This is a genomic window from Streptomyces inusitatus, from assembly GCF_014651115.1.
In the GTDB taxonomy this organism is placed as follows: Bacteria; Actinomycetota; Actinomycetes; order Streptomycetales; family Streptomycetaceae; genus Streptomyces; species Streptomyces amakusaensis.
Genome location: NZ_BMWG01000002.1, coordinates 240,376 through 258,059, shown reverse-complemented (window position 1 = coordinate 258,059; position 17,684 = coordinate 240,376). Strand labels below are relative to the sequence as shown.

Here is a 17,684-nt window from a genome sequence, read left to right as displayed (position 1 = left end):
TCTGGCTGGGCGGTGCCCGTCCCCCCCATGGCCTTCTCTCGGGGCCCGGGTGTTCTGGGCCGGCGCGGGTGCGCGGGCGGCGGCCCCGGAAACGCCAGAGCGCCCGGGGCCTGTTCGGCCCGGGGCGCTCTGGGAAGTCTGCTTTTCAGTGGCTCAAGCAGCACGACCATGGCAGCCGGACGGGCCCGGTGCCATAGGTAAAGACGAAGGTCTGCTGCATGCGCATGGGCACAGTATGGACCGCGCACCGGCCGGGGGCCAAAGCCCGGCCCGGATGGTGAGACGGGAAAGACCCCCACACCCCGGTAGAATCGGGAGAACCGAAACCCCCCGCCGGAAGGCCGCCAGTGTCCTCAGCGTCTCCCGCTGCCGCGCCCGATGTCGTACTCGTTGTCGACTTCGGCGCGCAGTACGCCCAGCTCATCGCCCGTCGCGTCCGTGAGGCCCGGGTCTACAGCGAGATCGTCCCGTCCTCGATGCCGGTGTCCGAGATGCTGGCCAAGAACCCCCGGGCGATCATCCTCTCCGGCGGTCCCTCCTCCGTCTACGCCGAGGGCGCCCCGCGCCTGGACCGTGAGCTCTTCGAGGCGGGCATCCCCGTCTTCGGCATGTGCTACGGCTTCCAGCTGATGGCCACGACGCTCGGCGGCACCGTCGACAACTCGGGCGCGCGGGAGTACGGCCGTACCCCCCTGCACGTCAGCAAGACCGGCTCCACCCTCTTCGAGGGCACCCCGGCCGAGCAGCCGGTGTGGATGTCCCACGGCGACGCCTGCTCCGCCGCCCCCGAGGGCTTCACCGTCACCGCGTCCACGGACGTTGTGCCGGTCGCCGCCTTCGAGAACGACGAGAAGAAGCTGTACGGCGTGCAGTACCACCCCGAGGTGCTGCACTCCACCCACGGCCAGCAGGTCCTGGAGCACTTCCTCTACCGGGGCGCGGGCATCGAGCCCACCTGGACCACCGGCAATGTCATCGAGGAGCAGGTCGCGGCCATCCGCGAGCAGGTCGGCACCAAGCGCGCCATCTGCGGGCTCTCCGGCGGAGTCGACTCCGCCGTCGCGGCCGCCCTGGTCCAGAAGGCCATCGGCTCCCAGCTCACCTGCGTCTACGTCGACCACGGCCTGATGCGCAAGGGCGAGACCGAGCAGGTCGAGAAGGACTTCGTCGCCGCCACGGGCGTTCAGCTCAAGGTCGTCGACGCCGAGGAGCGCTTCCTGACCGCGCTGGCCGGTGTCTCCGACCCGGAGGAGAAGCGGAAGATCATCGGGCGCGAGTTCATCCGCGTCTTCGAGCAGGCCCAGGCCGACATCGTCGCCGAGGGCGCGGCCGACGGCGAGGAAGTCGCCTTCCTCGTGCAGGGCACGCTCTACCCGGACGTCGTGGAGTCCGGCGGCGGCACCGGCACCGCCAACATCAAGTCCCACCACAATGTCGGCGGCCTCCCCGAGGACCTTGAGTTCCAGCTGGTGGAGCCGCTGCGCCAGCTGTTCAAGGACGAGGTCCGGATGGTCGGCCAGGAGCTCGGCCTGCCGGAGGAGATCGTCCAGCGCCAGCCCTTCCCGGGCCCCGGCCTCGGCATCCGCATCGTCGGCGACGTCACCCGCGAGCGGCTCGACCTGCTGCGCGAGGCCGACGCCATCGCCCGCGAGGAGCTGACGGCGGCCGGTCTCGACCGTGAGATCTGGCAGTGCCCGGTGGTCCTTCTCGCCGATGTCCGCAGCGTCGGCGTCCAGGGCGACGGCCGGACCTACGGCCACCCCATCGTGCTCCGCCCCGTCTCCTCCGAGGACGCCATGACGGCGGACTGGACCCGGATGCCCTACGAGGTGCTGGCCAAGATCTCGACCCGCATCACCAACGAGGTCCCCGACGTCAACCGCGTCGTCCTGGACGTCACCAGCAAGCCCCCGGGCACCATCGAGTGGGAGTAGTCCCCTCCGGGCCCGCCAGGGTCCATTGACGATGCCGTCGCTCATCTGTCTGGGCGGCGGCTTCGTCATGGGAAGCGCCCGCCGTCCCCGGCGAGTGAGGCTCACCGCGCCCGGATACATATGTTCAGTTGAGGCGGGCAGCGGATGAGGCTCGGCGGAGAGCGGGGAGAACGATGACGCGGACCCATGGCACGGCGACCGGGAACGGCACGGACGCCGACGGTCCGAGAGATCTCGGCCTACGGGACCGGGCGGGCAGACTCGCACTGCTCCCGCTCCGGATCTTCCTCGGCATCACCTTTCTCTACGCGGGGCTCGACAAGCTCACCGACAGCCAGTTCCTCGCCGCCGAGGGCATGGGCTCGATCGGCGACCAGATGTACGGAGTGCGCGACAGCTCCGCCGTGCCCGGCCTGGTCGACCTGGCGCTCAACAGCCCCGAGGGCTTCGGCCACGCGCTCGCCCTCGGCGAGGCGGCCGTCGGCCTCGCCACCCTCATCGGCCTGTTCGCCCGCGTCGCCGCACTCGGCGGCGCACTGATCTCGCTGAGTCTGTGGCTCACCGTCAGCTGGCAGATCCAGCCCTACTACTACGGCAACGACCTCATCTATCTGATGGCCTGGCTGCCGCTGGCGCTCGCCGGAGCCTCCGCGCTCTCGGTCGACGCCCGTATCGCGGAACGGCGACGCCGGCGGGCGTAGTGCGCGAACCCCGCCACCCCGGCCAGCAGCATCCCGGTGAGAACGAGCGGGACGGCCACGAACCACGGGGTGTGCCAGGCGCCCCCCGCGTCCCCCGCGTAGAGCAGCGCGGCGGTCAGCGCGGACACCCCGGCGATCAGCCGCCCGGGCAGAAAGCCGTGCACGATCCTCCGGCGCGCTCTCCCGGCCCCCGGCCGCTCAGGAGACGACACGGGCCACCTCCACCTGTCCGACGCCCACTTCGAGATGCAGCTCAAGGGTGCCGGCGGGCTCGGCGCCCTCGGCCGCGGGCAGCGTAACCTTTTTCTTTTGGTCGGGGGAGATGTCGATGTCGTCCTTCTTCTCGCCCGGCAGCCGGATGTCACCCAGCCCCGCCTCGGCCCGCAGCACCACCGGGACCCCCTCGGGTATGAGGATCTTGAGCCGGCCGGCCCCGACCTCCGCCGTGGTCGACACCGTCCGCCCGGCCGGGACGGCGAGGCGGGACAGATCGAGCGTCGCGACGCCCGTGCCCAGCTCATAACCAGGCTTCAGCGCGGCCACCGACGCCGGCTTCCACTCCGTCCGCATCCACTGGGTGCTGATGTCCTTCGGCAGCATCGCGGCGCCCGCCAGCAGCACCGCCGTGACCATCGTCATCAGCATGGTGCCCAAGCCTGTACGGCCCAGCAGCGAGCTGACCGCCAGCCCCAGCCCGAACACCCCCAGCGCACAGGCCAGCCCGATCTGGAGACTGGTGCCCAGAGGGCTGCCGTCCCAGCTCAGCCGGGTGCCGAGAAAGCCCGCGAGCAGCGCCAGCGTCATGACCGCGCCGCCCATGCCGCGCGGGCCCCGGGGCCGCGCCTTCGCCGGACGGTCCCCGGGCGGTGCGCCGGGGGCGGGCAGCGCGCTCTCCGGGCCCCACAGATACTCCGAGGACGCCAGCCCCGTGGTGCCGTCCTTCACGATCGGGTCCCGCCACCACGACGGACTCTCCGGCGCGGGCGGGGCCTTGGTCTCGGGCGGGGCGTCCGACACCGCGTGCGCGGTCGCCGCATCGAGCGGCCCGCTCTCCGGCGTCACCGTACGACGGCGGCGCGACCACACGGCCGCACCCGACATCGCCAGCACCAGCAGCGCGGCGAAAGCCAGCGTCCCACTGCTGCTCAACAGGGTCAGAAACAGACCGCACCCTATGAGCGCGAGGAACACCGCCGTCAGCGCCGCCCCCTCGACCTGCCCCGAGAGCAGCCGCCGGGCCTCGTTCTCCTCGTCGCCCTCCACCGGGAGGAGCAGCCAGGCGAAGCCGTAGAAGATCAGACCGACACCGCCGGCCACCGAGAGCGCGCCGACCACGATCCGGAAGATCACCGGGTCTATGTCGAAATACCGCCCGAGCCCGCCGCAGACCCCGCCCAGCACTCTCTGCTGCCGGGGGGTGCGGCGCAGCGGCCGGACCTCGGACGAGAGGTCCGCGTGCCCGTCGGGCACCGCTCGGTGCCCAGTGGTCGGCTCATTCATGACTCCATGGTGACTGCCGTCCGCCGCTCATGGCACCCTGACCGACCCTGGCCCGTCCCTGATATCCGGACGCGGATCCCCGGCCCCCGATCAGGGTCGGTTCAGGGGTCGCCCCTGATACCGCCCCCGGGCCCGCCGTGTGACGATCGAGTCATGCCCGCCGCCACGCCCCGATCCGCCACATCCTCGCGTGCCCCGGTCCCCGAGGACGCGCCGCCGCGCAAGCTCTACCGCAGCGCCGACGGCCGTCTCCTCGGCGGAGTGGCGCGCGGCCTCGCCGGGCACCTCGGCCTCCCCGTCATCTGGGTGCGGCTGGTCTTCCTCGGCCTCTTCATGGCCGACAATCTCGGCGCGCTGCTCTACGCGGTGTTCTGGATCGTCGTCCCGCTCGGCGTCGGCGGCCGCACGGCCGAGCCGCGCTCCATGTTCGAGGTCACCGACGACGGCAGACGCAAACTGCGCAAGCCCGACAAGGGGCAGCTCTTCGCGATGGTCGCGCTGCTCTTCGGCGCCGCGATCTTCATCGGCGACCTGGAGACCAGGAGCAGCGCCAACCGCTATGTCTGGCCCACGCTGCTGATCGGCGCGGGAGTGGTGCTGGTGTGGCGGCAGGCGGACAACGCCCGCCGCGCCCGCTGGACCGAGGCCAACAGCCGCCGCCGCAGGCTGTTCCAGCTCGGCCGGGGGCTCGCCGGAGTCGCCCTCGTCGGCATGGGCCTGGCCGTGTTCATGGTGGTCCGGGGCTCGGCCGCCCAGCTCGGGAATGTGCTCACCGCCGCGATAGCCGTCATCGCCGGCATCGGCCTCCTCGCCGGCCCCTGGCTGGTGCGGATGACCCAGGATCTCTCCGAGGAGCGCACCATGCGCATCCGGGCCCAGGAGCGCGCCGAGGTCGCCGCCCATGTCCACGACTCCGTCCTGCACACCCTGACCCTGATCCAGCGCAACGCCGGAGACGCGGGCGAGGTGCGCCGCCTCGCCCGCGCCCAGGAGCGCGAGCTGCGGAACTGGCTCTACAAGCCGGAAGGCACCGGCAAGGACGAGAGCGAGGAGCCCGACACCCTCGCCGAAGCGGTCAAGAAGGCGGCCGCCGAGGTCGAGGACAAGCACGGCGTCCCGCTGGAGGTCGTCGTCGTCGGCGACTGCCCGCTGGACGAAGGGCTCGCCGCCCAGATGCAAGCCGCGCGCGAAGCCATGGTCAACGCCGCGAAGTACGGTGGCCAGGGCGGGGCGGTCCAGGTCTTCGCGGAGGTCGACGGCCGTACTGTCTATGTATCAGTACGGGACAGGGGACCCGGTTTTGACCTGGATTCCGTTCCGGACGACAGAATGGGCGTCAGGGAATCGATCATCGGCCGGATGCAGCGCAACGGCGGGACGGCCCGACTCCGCCCGGCCCCCGGTGGGGGCACCGAAGTGGAGCTGGAAATGGAGAGGGCGGCGGACGAATGACGACCGAGGCAGCGAGCGGGGGCGTCGAGCGGCGGGTGCGGGTGGTGCTCGTCGACGACCACCGGATGTTCCGCACCGGAGTGCAGGCGGAGATCGGACAGACCGAGCGCACCGGAGTGGAAGTGGTCGGCGAGGCCGCCGACGTCGACCAGGCCATCACCGTGATCACGGCGACCCGCCCGGAGGTCGTCCTGCTCGACGTCCATCTGCCCGGCGGCGGCGGTGTGGAAGTGCTGCGCCGCTGCGCCTCTCTGATGGCCGCCGCGGAGGATCCCGTGCGGTTCCTGGCGCTGTCCGTCTCGGACGCCGCGGAAGATGTGATCGGGGTGATCCGCGGCGGTGCGCGCGGCTATGTCACCAAGACGATCACCGGTGCCGATCTGGTGGAATCGATCTTCCAGGTCCAGGAGGGCGACGCGGTCTTCTCGCCGAGACTGGCCGGCTTCGTGCTCGACGCCTTCGCCTCCACGGACGCGCCCCCGGTGGACGAGGATCTGGACCGGCTCACCCAGCGCGAGCGCGAGGTGCTGCGGCTGATCGCCAGGGGGTACGCGTACAAGGAGATCGCCAAGCAGCTCTTCATCTCCGTGAAGACGGTGGAGTCCCATGTCTCCGCCGTGCTGCGCAAGCTCCAGCTCTCCAACCGGCATGAGCTGACCCGGTGGGCGACGGCCCGTCGGCTGGTCTGACCGGGTGCCGCCGGCCGGACCTGCTCGAAGTGGCCAAGTGCGGAGAGTGAATATGACGGGAGAGTGGTGCACGCCCACCGGAATCCGTCCCTCAGTTGTCGCAGGTGACACCGGCCGCCGACCGGGAATACCACCTTCCGCACGCCCCCGCGCGGGTGGTTGAAGCCGGATCAATTCCTGGACAGCACCCTGTGTGGTGACCCACAGCCATGGCAGTATCGCCCTGAGCAGTCGGCCAAGTTCATCACGAGTTGGCGGAGGAACCGTGAGCGGCACGTCGGTGGGGTTCATATCCAGCTACAGCATCCCCGGGATCGGCACGGGCGGCACAGCCGGGTACGTCTGGCGAAAGTCCAGCCACAGTGTCAGTGGCGCGGGGCAGTGCGTGGAGGTCGCGGCCCGTCCCCGCGCCGTCCATGTCCGTGATTCCAAGAACATCGGCGGACCGGTGTTCGGGGTGGCCCCCGGGGCCTGGACCGCCTTCGTCGCCTACGCGGCCGAGCAGGCGGAGCAGGCGGGCTGAGCCGCTCCGCCCCGCGGCCCTCACGCGGGGCGCGTCGCGCCTGCGAACGGCATCTCGTCGATCGGCGCGATCCTGATCGACGCCCCGGGCCTCGGCGCGTGGATCATCTTGCCTTCGCCGATGTAGAGGCCGACATGGCTGATGCCGGAGTAGAAGAAGACCAGGTCGCCGGGGGCGAGGGCGGACCGTGAGACGCGCTGCCCGGTGCCGATCTGGGTGTAGCTGGTCCGGGGCAGGGAGACGCCCGCGGCCCTCCAGGCGGCCTGGGTCAGTCCGGAGCAGTCGTAGGAGCCCGGGCCCGTGGCGCCCCAGACATAGGGCTTTCCGATCGCCCCGTGGGCGTAGGCGACGGCCTGTGCGGCGCGGGCGTTGGGCGCCGGAGGGCGGGGTGCGGCGGTGCGGCCCGGCCCCGCCCCGGGATCGGAGGCGTACGAGGCGCGCTGCCCGGCGGTCAGCTTCCCCAGCAGCCGTTCGGCCGAGGCGAGCTTCCGCTGCACGGCGGCCTTGTTCCGGACCAGCTCGGCCCGGTGGGCCGTGAGGTCGGCCGTCCGCTCGCCGGCCTCCGTCCTGACCCGCTCGATCTCGGCCAGCTCCCGGCGGACCCCGGCGACGGCGCCGGCCTGCCGGTCGCCGACCCGTTCGGCGATCGAGGCCCGCTCCAGATAGCGGTCCGGGTCGGAGGTGAGCGCGAGCCGCAGGGAGGGATCCATGCCCCCCTCGCGGTACTGGGCGGTGGCGATCGAACCGAGCGCGATCCTGGCGCTGTTCAGACGGTCCGTCCTGCGGGCCGCCTCGTCGCGCAGCCGCTCCAGCGACTCACGGGTCCTGGCGGTCTCTTCCGCGGCCTCGTTGTACTCCTCGGTGGCCTCCTCCGCCTCCTGGTAGAGCCGGTCCACCTGGGCCTTGATCTGGGCCGGGGTGAGCGTGGGCTCGGCGTGGCCGGTGCCGTTGAACGCGCCCGCGGTCGCCGCCCCGGCGAGCGCGAGTGATCCGGCGGTCCGGGCCGCGGGCCCGCGGAACGGATACTGCCTGGGTTTCCGGTGCTTCCGGTGTGCGGCCACGGGGGCGTCCACGTCCTTTCAAGCGGCCGGCGGCATGTCGCCGGCGTCTGGCTCGGGTTCCGCGAGGACGCTAGACCGGGAGGTCACGGGTATGGGGCGTAAGGACTGATTCTGGTCGAAGGTGTATGACCTGCAGCTCTTTCTGTGAAAAGCATGGTCACTGTGATCACTTTCTCCGTGCCACTGTGACCGATGTGGCGAATGAGGCTTACCTTCCCTCGGCGGGTGATATGGGGACGGTTAGGCTCCGCCCCATGGACGTACTCATCAATGTCTTCGTCGCCCTGCACATCATCGGCATCGCGTCCCTGCTGGGCGGATTCCTCACCCAGATGAAGGCGATAGGCGCCGGCACGGCCCGCTTCACCCCGGCGATGCTGCACGGCGCGGTGACCATGCTGGTGACGGGCGTCGCACTGGTGGGGCTGAACCAGGCCGACGACCAGACGGTGAACAACATCAAGATCGGCATCAAGATGGCGGTCCTGGTGGTCATCCTGGGCCTGGTGTACGTCAAGCGGGACGAGGAGACGGTGGAGAAGGCGCTGTTCGGCGCGGTGGGCGGACTGACGATCGCCAACATCTTCATCGCGACGCTCTGGACCTGACCACCGCGAGCCCGCCCGCACCGACCGGCCGCACTCACCGGCCAGGTGACGGAACGGATCCGTCCGGCTACGGGCCGGGGCGGCTCCGGGCGGCCGGGACGGGACGAGGTGCGCCGATGCGGCGGCGAGTTGTCAGTGCGGCGGCCTAGACTCGGAGAGCGATGAGCAGCCTCTTTGACGACCAGTTCCTGGCGAGCCTCCAGTCCACCCCGGAGGAGCCCCCGCCGCCGCCCGAGGACCACGAGGACCACGAGGGCCAGACCCGGGAGGAGATCCCCGACGATCTCTTCCAGGGCGCCTTCGACGTACCCCCGGCCCGTGACGCCTATCACCGCGACGGCGCGCCGAGGACCGTCGTGGACCCCGCAGCCCTGCTCGAAGGGCTCAACGACCAGCAGCGCGCCGCCGTCGTGCACCTGGGATCGCCCCTGCTCATCGTCGCCGGCGCGGGCTCCGGCAAGACCCGGGTGCTGACGCACCGCATCGCCCATCTGCTGGCGGTCCGCAGCGTCCACCCCGGACAGATCCTGGCGATCACCTTCACCAACAAGGCCGCGGGCGAGATGAAGGAGCGCGTGGAGCAGCTGGTCGGCCCCCGCGCCAACGCCATGTGGGTCTCCACCTTCCACAGCGCCTGCGTCCGGATCCTCCGCCGTGAGTCCAAGAGGCTCGGCTTCACCTCGTCGTTCTCGATCTACGACGCCGCCGACTCCAAGCGTCTGATGGCGCTGGTCTGCCGCGATCTGGACCTCGACCCGAAGAAGTTCCCGCCGAAGGCGTTCACCGCCAAGGTCTCCAACCTCAAGAACGAGCTGATCGACGAGGAGACGTTCGCGGACCAGGCCGCCGACGGCTTCGAGAAGACGCTCGCCGAGGCCTACCGGATGTACCAGTCGCGGCTGCGCGAGGCCAACGCCCTGGACTTCGACGACATCATCATGACCACCGTCCATCTGCTCCAGGCGTTCCCCGACGTCGCCGAGCACTACCGGCGGCGGTTCCGCCACGTCATGGTCGACGAGTACCAGGACACCAACCACGCGCAGTACACCCTGGTGCGTGAGCTGGTGGGCACGGGATACGAGGATCTGCCGCCCGCCGAGCTGTGCGTCGTCGGCGACGCCGACCAGTCGATCTACGCCTTCCGCGGCGCGACGATCCGCAACATCCTCCAGTTCGAGGAGGACTACCAGGACGCGACGACGATCCTCCTGGAGCAGAACTACCGCTCCACCCAGACGATCCTCTCCGCCGCCAACGCGGTCATCGAGCGCAATGAGAGCCGCCGCCCCAAGAATCTCTGGACCAACGCGGGTTCGGGCGCGCGGATCACCGGCTATGTCGCCGACACCGAGCACGACGAGGCGCAGTTCATCGCCGACGAGATCGACCGGCTGACGGACGCCGGCGACGCGAAGGCCGGCGATGTCGCCGTCTTCTACCGTACGAACGCCCAGTCCCGGGTCTTCGAGGAGATCTTCATCCGGGTCGGTCTGCCCTACAAGGTCGTCGGCGGGGTCCGCTTCTACGAGCGCAAGGAAGTCCGGGACGTCCTCGCGTATCTGCGGGTGCTGGCCAACCCGGAAGACACTGTTCCGTTGCGCAGGATCCTCAATGTCCCCAAGCGGGGCATCGGCGAGCGCGCGGAGGCGATGGTCGACGCGCTCGCGCTGCGCGAGAAGATCACCTTCCCGCAGGCACTGCGCAGGGTGGACGAGGCCTACGGCATGGCCGCCCGCTCGACCAACGCGGTCAAGCGCTTCAATGTGCTGATGGAGCAGTTGCGGACGATCGTGGACTCCGGCGCGGGCCCGGCGGTCGTCCTCGAAGCCGTGCTGGAGCAGACCGGCTATCTCGCTGAGCTCCAGGCGTCGACCGACCCGCAGGACGAGACCCGCGTCGAGAACCTCCAGGAGCTGGCCGCCGTGGCCCTGGAGTTCGAGCAGGGCCGCGCCGAGGACGAGGGCGCGGGCACCCTCGCGGAGTTCCTGGAGAAGGTCGCGCTGGTCGCCGACTCGGACCAGATCCCCGACGAGGACGAGGACGGCTCCGGAGTCATCACCCTGATGACTCTGCACACCGCCAAGGGCCTTGAGTTCCCCGTGGTCTTTCTGACCGGCATGGAGGACGGCGTCTTTCCCCATATGCGCGCCCTCGGGCAGATGAAGGAGCTGGAGGAGGAGCGCAGGCTCGCGTACGTCGGGATCACCCGCGCCCGTGAGCGGCTGTATCTGACCCGGTCGTCCATGCGGAGCGCATGGGGCCAGCCCTCGTACAACCCTCCGTCCAGGTTCCTGGAGGAGATCCCGGTCCAGCATCTGGAGTGGAAGCGGACGGGGCCGATGGCCGCGCCCGCCGGACCCACGTCCGGGCTGGGCTCACGGCTGTCCTCGTCCACCACCGCCCGGGCCTCGTCCTCGGGGTTCGCCACCCGGCGCGGCGGAGCCTCCGAGAAGCCGGTGATCTCGTTGACGGTCGGGGACCGGGTCACCCATGACCAGTTCGGTCTGGGGACCGTGGTCGAGGTCAAGGGATCGGGCTCGGACGCCCAGGCCACGATCGACTTCGGGGACACCAAGCCGAAGCGGCTGCTGCTGAGGTACGCGCCGGTCGAGAAGCTCTGATCTCATGGGAAAGCCCCGGGGCCGCTGCCCCGGGGCTTTTCGCGCGATGCCGGTGACGAGCCGCTTCGTCAGGGCTCGGCTAGGTCGGGTCCAGGCCCTTGCTGCGGAGCCACTGGAGCGGGTCGATCGTGGAGCCGCCGCCCGGCCGGACCTCGAAGTGGAGATGCGGGCCGGTGGAGTTGCCGGAGTTTCCGGCGTATCCGATGACATCCCCGGCCTTGACCGTGCCGGAGCGGATCTTGGCGCTGCTCAGATGGCAGTACCAGGTCTCGGTCCCGTCGGGGGCGGTCAGGATGATCATGTTTCCGTAGGCGCCGTTGTACTGCGTACGGACGGTGCCGTCGCTCGCGGCGAACACATTGGTGCCGTACGGCACGGGGAAGTCGATACCCGTGTGCAGGGCCATCCAGTTGACGCCGGACTCGCCGTAGTAGGTGCTCAGGCCCTGGCTCTTGACCGGCACGGCGAATTTGGGACGCAGTGCCTCACGCCGCTCGGCCGCCTCCACGCGCTTCTTCCGGTCGGCTTCCTGGCGGGCCTTCAGATCGATGCGCTCCTGGGTGCGGGAGGCGCGGTCGCCGAAGTCGCGGGCCTCGGCGTTCAGGGCCGCGAGCTGGGTGTCCATCTTGTTGTTGGCGGCCGCCGTCTTGGCGGCGGTGTCGGCGACATCGGCCGCGGTCACCTTGGTGTCGTTCTTCTTGACGTCACCGCCCCCGTCGAGACTTCCGACGGAGGCGGCGGCGATGCCCGCGACGCCCATGACGCAGGCGGACGGGACGGCGATCGTGAAGAGCGCGGAACGCTTGGCGGGGGTGCGGCGGCGACTGCGGCCGCCACCGGCCGAGCCGGAGCGGCGGACGGAGCGCGGGGAGACGGGTGCGACCGCGGCGATGGGGTCGAGTTCCAGTTCCCGCTCGGAGTCGTAGCCGTGGTCCGGGTCAGCCTCGGAGATGGCCGGCAGGCTGGCCGTGTCGCCGGGCCGGGGGGCCGGGGGAGCTTCGCTCTCGGCCTCACCGTGACCGGATTCGGGGCCGAGGTCGATGATCTCGGTGCGGAGATCGGCCTCGAAGCCGCTCTCGTAACCGGGCTCGTACCCCGTCCCCTCATATCCGGTGGCCTCGGCGGCGAATTCATGGGACGGTTCTGACACCGGCTCGGGGGTGACCTCCGCGGTGAACTCCGTGCCGTACTCCGGGATGAACTCCTGCTCGGGCGCGAACGGCTGCGGTACGACGCCTTCCACACCCGGGATCGAGCCGGTGTCCGCGCCGATGCCGGTGTTCCACGCGGTGGCGTCGTAGGAGCCGCTCTCGAAGGTGGGGGCCGTCCACTGGTCGGCGGTGTCGTACGCGAACGCGGCGGCGGGCTCGAACTGGCTCTGCTGGGGGGCCTGGTTCCACGCGGTGGCGTCCCACTGGCCGGAGGTGTCGTAAGAGCCGGTGGTGCCGTGCGCCGGGAACTGCTGGTCCTGCTCGGGCGCGGCGTAGGTGTCGTAGCCGCCGACGGTCTGGTGCGCGCCGGTGTCCCACTGGGAGACGTCGTACTGACCGCTGTGACCGGCCTCGTAGCCGTCCTGGCCGTCCGGCAGCGCACCGAAGAGCGGATCGATGCCGTAGCTGCCGGTGGGGTAGTTGCCGTGGCCGACGTGCCCGGCGTGGGCGTGCTGGTCGTTCACCAACTTCTCTCTCGCCTCGGCAGCAGGACCTGGGTTCTGGGGCCAGTGGAACTCACCGGGTCCCAGAGGGAAGCCAGTGGCCGCGACTGTACCCGGCGGTATGCGACGGCGACAATCTTCCTGAGGTTTTGGGGATTCAGGAAACGGGCATTCGACCGTCTTTCGGGGGGCAGCAGGCAGAGCTTTGGCCCTATGTTCGAAATTAGTTCGATGGTTTCGTGGTCGATTGGGCCACTGTGGCGACTTCCGCCACCGGGTGCGCCGGGTCCGCCGAGTCCGCCGGGCAGGGTGCGCCAAGGGCCTGTCTGATGCCCGCCACGACGGCCGGGTGTACCGGCATCGCGAGGTGCCCAATGCCGCTGACCTGCACGTTCTCTGTGATGAGGTCGGGGTGTTCGATACGTGCCGTCTCGATCGGGATCATCATCTGATCGAGGTCGCTCCAGAAGCTCACGAAGCGGGTGCGGCAGCCGGGGGCCGGTCCGCGCAGTTCCTCGATGACCCCGGAGTCGGGGCGCATCTGACGCACGACCGGATGCGCGCTGGCCAGCGGTGCGACGGTGGTGCCCGAGTGCGGGGTGCCGAGGGTGACCAGGGTGCGCACCCTCAGGTCGCCGCCGAGGCACTGAATGTAATAGCGGGCGATGAGCCCGCCGAGGCTGTGCCCCACGATGTCGACCTCGCGGCTCCCGGTGCGATCGCCGATTTCCTCCAGGTGGCGGCCGAGCAGCCCGGCGGCCGCCCGGATGTCGTAGGTGAGGGGGGAGTAATTCAGACATTCGAGATGACGCCAGCCGTGCCGGGAGAGGGAGCGGCGGAGAAGCACGAAGACCGAGCGGTTGTCCGCGAAGCCGTGCAGCATCACCACGGGCGGGTGGTCCGCGCCGCCGGGCGGGTCGGCGGGGGGCGGGAGGGGGTCCGCGCCGGTGGCCGGATCGTCCGCTTCGGTGCCGTCCGGGAGGGGGGCGGGCCGGTGGTCGGGGTGCTCGGCGGTGAGGCCGGTGGGGTAGAGCAGTACATGCCCGGCGAGTATCGCCAGCTCAAGAGCGGTGGCCCGGAGGAGAACGGCGGGTGCGCGCAGATCGTGGACGCCGCCCAGCCGGCGGACGGCCCGTGGGTTCAGCGGGTTCAGGCTCAGGGCGCTCAGACCGAACGGGCCCGGTGCCAGGCTTCTCAGCCGGAAGGCGCTCAGGGGCAGGACCTTCATGGGCCGACCTCCGTACGGCACGCGGGGACTCCGTCGTCCTCCGCATGCCCTCGTGGGGCCCCTTCAACGCTGCCCGGGCGCGGGTCCCGATCGGCGCTTTCTCCGTGTCGGCTTCTGTCCACGGCTGTGGTGCCGTGCCGGCGTGCCGTGCGGCTCACGGCACGGGGAACGCGGCCCTGAAGCGGCTCCCTCGCGGCGCATCCGCGCGGCCGGTGCGGCCGACGCCGCCGGTGCGGATACGACGCATGGCGAACATGTCCCACTGTGTGATTTCCCCCTCGGGGTCCTCCGTGAAACGGCCCGGTGCGAGATGCTGGAGATAACGTTCGTTCACTTGCGGTGGAGCCGGGTGTGTGGAGGCAGTGATGGGTGTGACTGGTCCGATCCGCGTTGTGGTGGCCAAGCCGGGGCTCGACGGCCATGACCGCGGGGCGAAGGTGATCGCGCGGGCGCTGCGCGACGCGGGTATGGAGGTCATTTACACGGGGCTCCATCAGACGCCGGAGCAGATCGTGGACACGGCGATCCAGGAGGACGCGGACGCGATCGGCCTGTCGATTCTCTCGGGGGCGCACAACACCTTGTTCGCCAAGGTGATCGAGCTGCTGAAGGAGCGCGAGGCGGAGGACATCAAGGTCTTCGGCGGGGGGATCATCCCCGAGGCGGACATCGCTCCGCTGAAGGAGCTGGGCGTGGCGGAGATCTTCACGCCGGGTGCGACGACCGGGTCGATCGTGGAGTGGGTGAACGCGAACGTTCGCCAGCCGGCGGGTGCTTGAGGTGTGAACTGCGGCTGAGGTCCGGTCCGGGCCGGGTGCCCGGGCCGATGGCGCGAGGATCGTCCTCAAGGGCCTCGGACGCCGGGGTCCGCGGCCTTGTCCGGCGGCGGAGAGGTCAGTTCGCGGTGCATGGCGGCGCGCAGCCGGAGGGTGGAGGCCAGTCGCTGGAAGGCCTCCGACCAGTAGCCCCCGGCCCCGGACGGCGAACTCCCCGTCCCGTCCGCGGCCCCCGTCAGCAGGGTGAGCCGCCCGGCCTCCGAGGGGTCCAGACACCGCTCCGCCAGCCCCATCACCCCGCTGAAACTCCAGGGGTAGCCGCCCGTGTCCCGGGCGGTGCCGAGCGCGTCGACCACCGCGCCGCCCAGCGGGCCGGACCAGGGCACCGCGCAGACGCCCAGCAGCTGGAACGCCTCCGACAGCCCGTGCGCCGCGATGAACTCCGCGACCCAGTCGGCCCGCTCCCGCTCCGGGACCGTCGTCAGCAGCTTCGCCCGCTCGGCGAGTGAGGAGGTGCCAGGGCCGGCCTCCGAGGGGATGCCGGGCGCTCCCAGCAGGGCCCGGGACCACTCCGCGTCGCGCTGGCGCACCGCCGCACGGCACCAGGCCGCATGGAGCTCCTCGCGCCAGCCGTCCATGACCGGGAGCGCCACGATCTCGCGCGCCGTCCGCCCGCCGAACCTCCCCGGCCAGGTGGACAGAGGGGCCGCGGCCACCAACTGCCCCAGCCACCAGGACCGGTTGCCCCGGCCCGTCGGAGGGGTCGGCGGCACCCCGTCGCGCTGCATGGCCGTGTCGCACTCGTGCGGGGCCTCCACGGCGATCGCGGGTCTCTCGCCGCTGTGGTCCATCCCGAGGCAGGACGAGGCGCGCGCGGCCATCCGGCCTGCCAGCGCCGAGTCCGGCAGCGCCGAGAGCAGCTCGGCCGCCGTCGCCCGCACATTGCGGCTGCGGTCGGCCAGCGCCCGTTCCAGAAAGGGCTCGTCGGCGTCGGACAGACCCGTCCGCAGGGAGTCCAGGAACATCAGCCGGTCCTCGGCCCGCTCCGTCGCCCAGCTTCCCGACAGCAGGGCCAGTCCGTCGCCCGGGTCCCGCTCCCGGACCGCCGTCAGCAGCGCGACCCGCTCGGCGAAGAGTCCCTCCTCCCACAGCCTCCGGACCGCCTCGGCGTCGGTCGTCTCGGGAAGCGGCACGCCTTGGCCCGAGGCGCTGCGCAGCGCGAACCGCCACTCCGGGTTGAACCGGGCCAGCCACAGCCCCCGGGCCCCGGCGAAGGCGAGCACCCGGGGCCGCAGATCCGTCCGCGCCCGGGCCGCGTCCAACAGTGCCGGAAGCAGCGGCGGCGGGGGCCGATAGCCCTGCTCATTGGCTGTGGCCAGCCACTGGGGCAGCAGCTCCGTCAGATCCGGAGCCGCGCTTCGGCGGCCGCCCGCCGACGAGGCCGAACGGCCGGCCAGCAGCTGTGCGAGCCGGTCGCACGCCGCCTCCGGGAGGAGCGGCCGGTCGTCGCGCGCCGCCGGCTCCGGCCGGGCGGCGGCCGGCGCGGGCAGCAGCCCCGCCCTCCGGCGCACGGTGTGCAGCGCCGCCGCGTCGAGCAGGGCGACGGGCGCTTCGCCGCCCTGGGCCATGACCGCCCGGGGCGGTGTACGGCGGTCGGTGCCGAGCAGGGCCGAGGTGACGAGTTCTTCCCACAGCGAGACGCTGGTGCTTCTGGTCAAGGCGTCCTCCGTAAGGGGCGGCGGGTCAGCGGTCAGCGGGTGGCGCGGGCCGCACGGGCGGCGGGGCGGCGGGAATCGGGCCGTGGGCCGGGGCGTGTCAGACGAGGGGCACCGCCTCCGGGCCGTCCGCCGACCACGCGGTCAGCGGGGTCACACCCCGGTGACCGCACTCGCCGAACACGGTCACCGGGCCTCCGCCGGAGAGCGCCGCGAGTCTCCACAGCCCGGGGCGGGAGAGCGCGGCCGGTGCGATGGGCAGCGCGTCCCCGCCGTGCGCGTCCGCCAACTGCCAGCCACCGCCGTACGGGACGGGTATCACCTCCGCCAGCGTCACCGGCCAGGCGTCCAGCCAGGGATCCGCCCGCAGCGCGTGCCCGTACGCGTCCAGCGCCGCCGACACCGGTCCGCCGCGCGGCGGCGCGTCGATCGGGACGGGCGGCCCCACCGGCTCGCCCAGCTCCGCCCGGAGCCCGCCGCCCCCCAGATGGGGGGTGAGCCAGGCCTCGACGGCCATGCCCACCGGCAGCGCCAGCCGGGGAGAGCCGCCCCCGGCGCCGAAGGACAGCAGCAGCGCGACGCGCCCCGACTCCCGCCCGTACACCCAGATACGGCGGGTGATGATCTTCCCGTCGGACGAGTCGCACTGAGCGAGGACCAGCCAATGGTCGTGGACCGGCCGGCCTGCGGCGGGCGCGGTGAGGCCGACCCTCGCGCGCACGGTCGCGGCCAGCGGCTCCGGCAGCCGGTCGACGCCCAGCCAGGCCGCGTCCAGCAGATGGGTCAGCGCGCACTCCTCCAGCAGCCGCACCGGCCAGCCGGGACCGGAGCCGGGGAGCGCGCCCAACTCCCGCACCCGCGCGGCCAGCCCCGGGGCCTGGGCGTCGACCATGCGGGCCGCCGTCTCCTCCCACAGTCCATGACCCGACCGCTCGGCCTCCGCCAGGCCGCCGCGCAGCAGATCCGACAGCCGCCGCTCCAGCTCCGTCGCCCCGGCGGTGATCCGCCCGGCCCGCCGCTCCGCCCTGCGCGCGGCCGCCTCGGGACCGGCGGACCTCCCGGCCCGCCCCGCGCCCGGCCCGGCATCGCGTGACGCGGGGTCAGAAGCCGTCGGCGGCAACGGCTCCGACGGCCGGCCCGCCCCGGGGACGGCAGGCTCCGGGGGCTGTCCCCCGCTCGATCGCAACATGCCCACGACGTTAGGTGCCACCACTGACAA

General features: G+C 71.5%; 15 protein-coding genes. 8 read left to right on the top strand and 7 right to left on the bottom strand.

Translation table 11 applies throughout. The features are described 5' to 3' along the window. Nucleotides 1–347 precede the first annotated feature (347 nt). Together guaA and IE247_RS04940 are read left to right on the top strand one after the other, a co-directional pair. Complete coding sequence (guaA, locus tag IE247_RS04945) at nucleotides 348–1,934, top strand: glutamine-hydrolyzing GMP synthase (protein ID WP_190121648.1); 1,587 nt, start codon at nucleotides 348–350, stop codon at nucleotides 1,932–1,934. A gap of 173 nt (nucleotides 1,935–2,107) precedes the next feature. Next, entirely contained in the window at nucleotides 2,108–2,635 is a 528-nt protein-coding gene (locus tag IE247_RS04940) for a DoxX family protein (RefSeq protein ID WP_190121647.1), read from the top strand. On the opposite strand, the gene IE247_RS04935 is transcribed toward IE247_RS04940, so the two are convergent. Both IE247_RS04935 and IE247_RS04930 read right to left on the bottom strand, forming a co-directional pair. Continuing rightward, a complete protein-coding gene (locus IE247_RS04935) occupies nucleotides 2,542–2,847 on the bottom strand; it encodes a hypothetical protein (protein ID WP_190121646.1) in 306 nt (101 codons plus the stop codon). The two genes, IE247_RS04940 and IE247_RS04935, sit on opposite strands and share 94 nt — an antisense overlap. Further along, nucleotides 2,834–4,135 (bottom strand): PspC domain-containing protein, encoded by a 1,302-nt coding sequence (locus IE247_RS04930; protein WP_190121645.1) that lies wholly within the window; start codon nucleotides 4,133–4,135, stop codon nucleotides 2,834–2,836. Before IE247_RS04930 ends, IE247_RS04935 begins: the two co-directional genes overlap by 14 nt. 153 nt (nucleotides 4,136–4,288) lie before the next feature. On the opposite strand from IE247_RS04930, the gene IE247_RS04925 reads away from it, so the two are divergent. The 3 genes from IE247_RS04925 (at nucleotide 4,289) to IE247_RS04915 (ending at nucleotide 6,799) form a co-directional block, all read left to right on the top strand. Then, nucleotides 4,289–5,587 (top strand): ATP-binding protein, encoded by a 1,299-nt coding sequence (locus IE247_RS04925; protein ID WP_190121644.1) that lies wholly within the window; start codon nucleotides 4,289–4,291, stop codon nucleotides 5,585–5,587. Beyond that, entirely contained in the window at nucleotides 5,584–6,276 is a 693-nt protein-coding gene (locus tag IE247_RS04920) for a LuxR C-terminal-related transcriptional regulator (protein ID WP_190121643.1), read from the top strand. The genes IE247_RS04925 and IE247_RS04920 overlap by 4 nt, the downstream gene beginning before the upstream one ends. Before the next feature lie 265 nt (nucleotides 6,277–6,541). Further along, entirely contained in the window at nucleotides 6,542–6,799 is a 258-nt protein-coding gene (locus IE247_RS04915) for a DUF397 domain-containing protein (protein ID WP_190121642.1), read from the top strand. Nucleotides 6,800–6,819: 20 nt separating this feature from the next. Here the strand turns inward: IE247_RS04915 and IE247_RS04910 are convergent, their stop codons facing one another. Then, nucleotides 6,820–7,860 carry a C40 family peptidase gene (locus IE247_RS04910; RefSeq protein WP_190121641.1) on the bottom strand — a complete coding sequence of 347 codons (1,041 nt, stop codon included), beginning with the start codon at nucleotides 7,858–7,860 and terminating at the stop codon, nucleotides 6,820–6,822. 254 nt (nucleotides 7,861–8,114) lie between these two features. Between IE247_RS04910 and IE247_RS04905 the strand changes: the two genes are divergently transcribed. Then, nucleotides 8,115–8,468, top strand: coding sequence for a hypothetical protein (locus tag IE247_RS04905; protein WP_190121640.1), 354 nt, complete (start codon nucleotides 8,115–8,117; stop codon nucleotides 8,466–8,468). A gap of 161 nt (nucleotides 8,469–8,629) precedes the next feature. Then, nucleotides 8,630–11,092, top strand: coding sequence for a DNA helicase PcrA (gene pcrA, locus IE247_RS04900; RefSeq protein ID WP_190121639.1), 2,463 nt, complete (start codon nucleotides 8,630–8,632; stop codon nucleotides 11,090–11,092). A 79-nt stretch (nucleotides 11,093–11,171) separates the two neighbouring features. Here pcrA and IE247_RS04895 read toward each other — a convergent pair whose 3' ends face one another. Beyond that, on the bottom strand, nucleotides 11,172–12,767 hold the full coding sequence (locus IE247_RS04895; protein ID WP_190121638.1) for a M23 family metallopeptidase: 1,596 nt from the start codon (nucleotides 12,765–12,767) through the stop codon (nucleotides 11,172–11,174). A gap of 202 nt (nucleotides 12,768–12,969) precedes the next feature. Then, entirely contained in the window at nucleotides 12,970–13,974 is a 1,005-nt protein-coding gene (locus IE247_RS04890) for an esterase/lipase family protein (protein ID WP_190121637.1), read from the bottom strand. Nucleotides 13,975–14,339: 365 nt separating this feature from the next. Here IE247_RS04890 and icmB point away from each other — a divergent pair, with 365 nt between their 5' ends. After that, nucleotides 14,340–14,753 carry a coenzyme B12-dependent isobutyryl CoA mutase small subunit gene (icmB, locus tag IE247_RS04885; RefSeq protein ID WP_190121636.1) on the top strand — a complete coding sequence of 138 codons (414 nt, stop codon included), beginning with the start codon at nucleotides 14,340–14,342 and terminating at the stop codon, nucleotides 14,751–14,753. Between the two features lie 65 nt (nucleotides 14,754–14,818). Here icmB and IE247_RS04880 read toward each other — a convergent pair whose 3' ends face one another. Next, nucleotides 14,819–16,468: a DUF5691 domain-containing protein gene (locus tag IE247_RS04880; RefSeq protein ID WP_190121635.1), complete on the bottom strand. Its 1,650-nt coding sequence runs from the start codon at nucleotides 16,466–16,468 to the stop codon at nucleotides 14,819–14,821. A 97-nt stretch (nucleotides 16,469–16,565) separates the two neighbouring features. Next, nucleotides 16,566–17,654 carry an SWIM zinc finger family protein gene (locus tag IE247_RS04875; RefSeq protein ID WP_229868664.1) on the bottom strand — a complete coding sequence of 363 codons (1,089 nt, stop codon included), beginning with the start codon at nucleotides 17,652–17,654 and terminating at the stop codon, nucleotides 16,566–16,568. Nucleotides 17,655–17,684 lie beyond the last annotated feature (30 nt).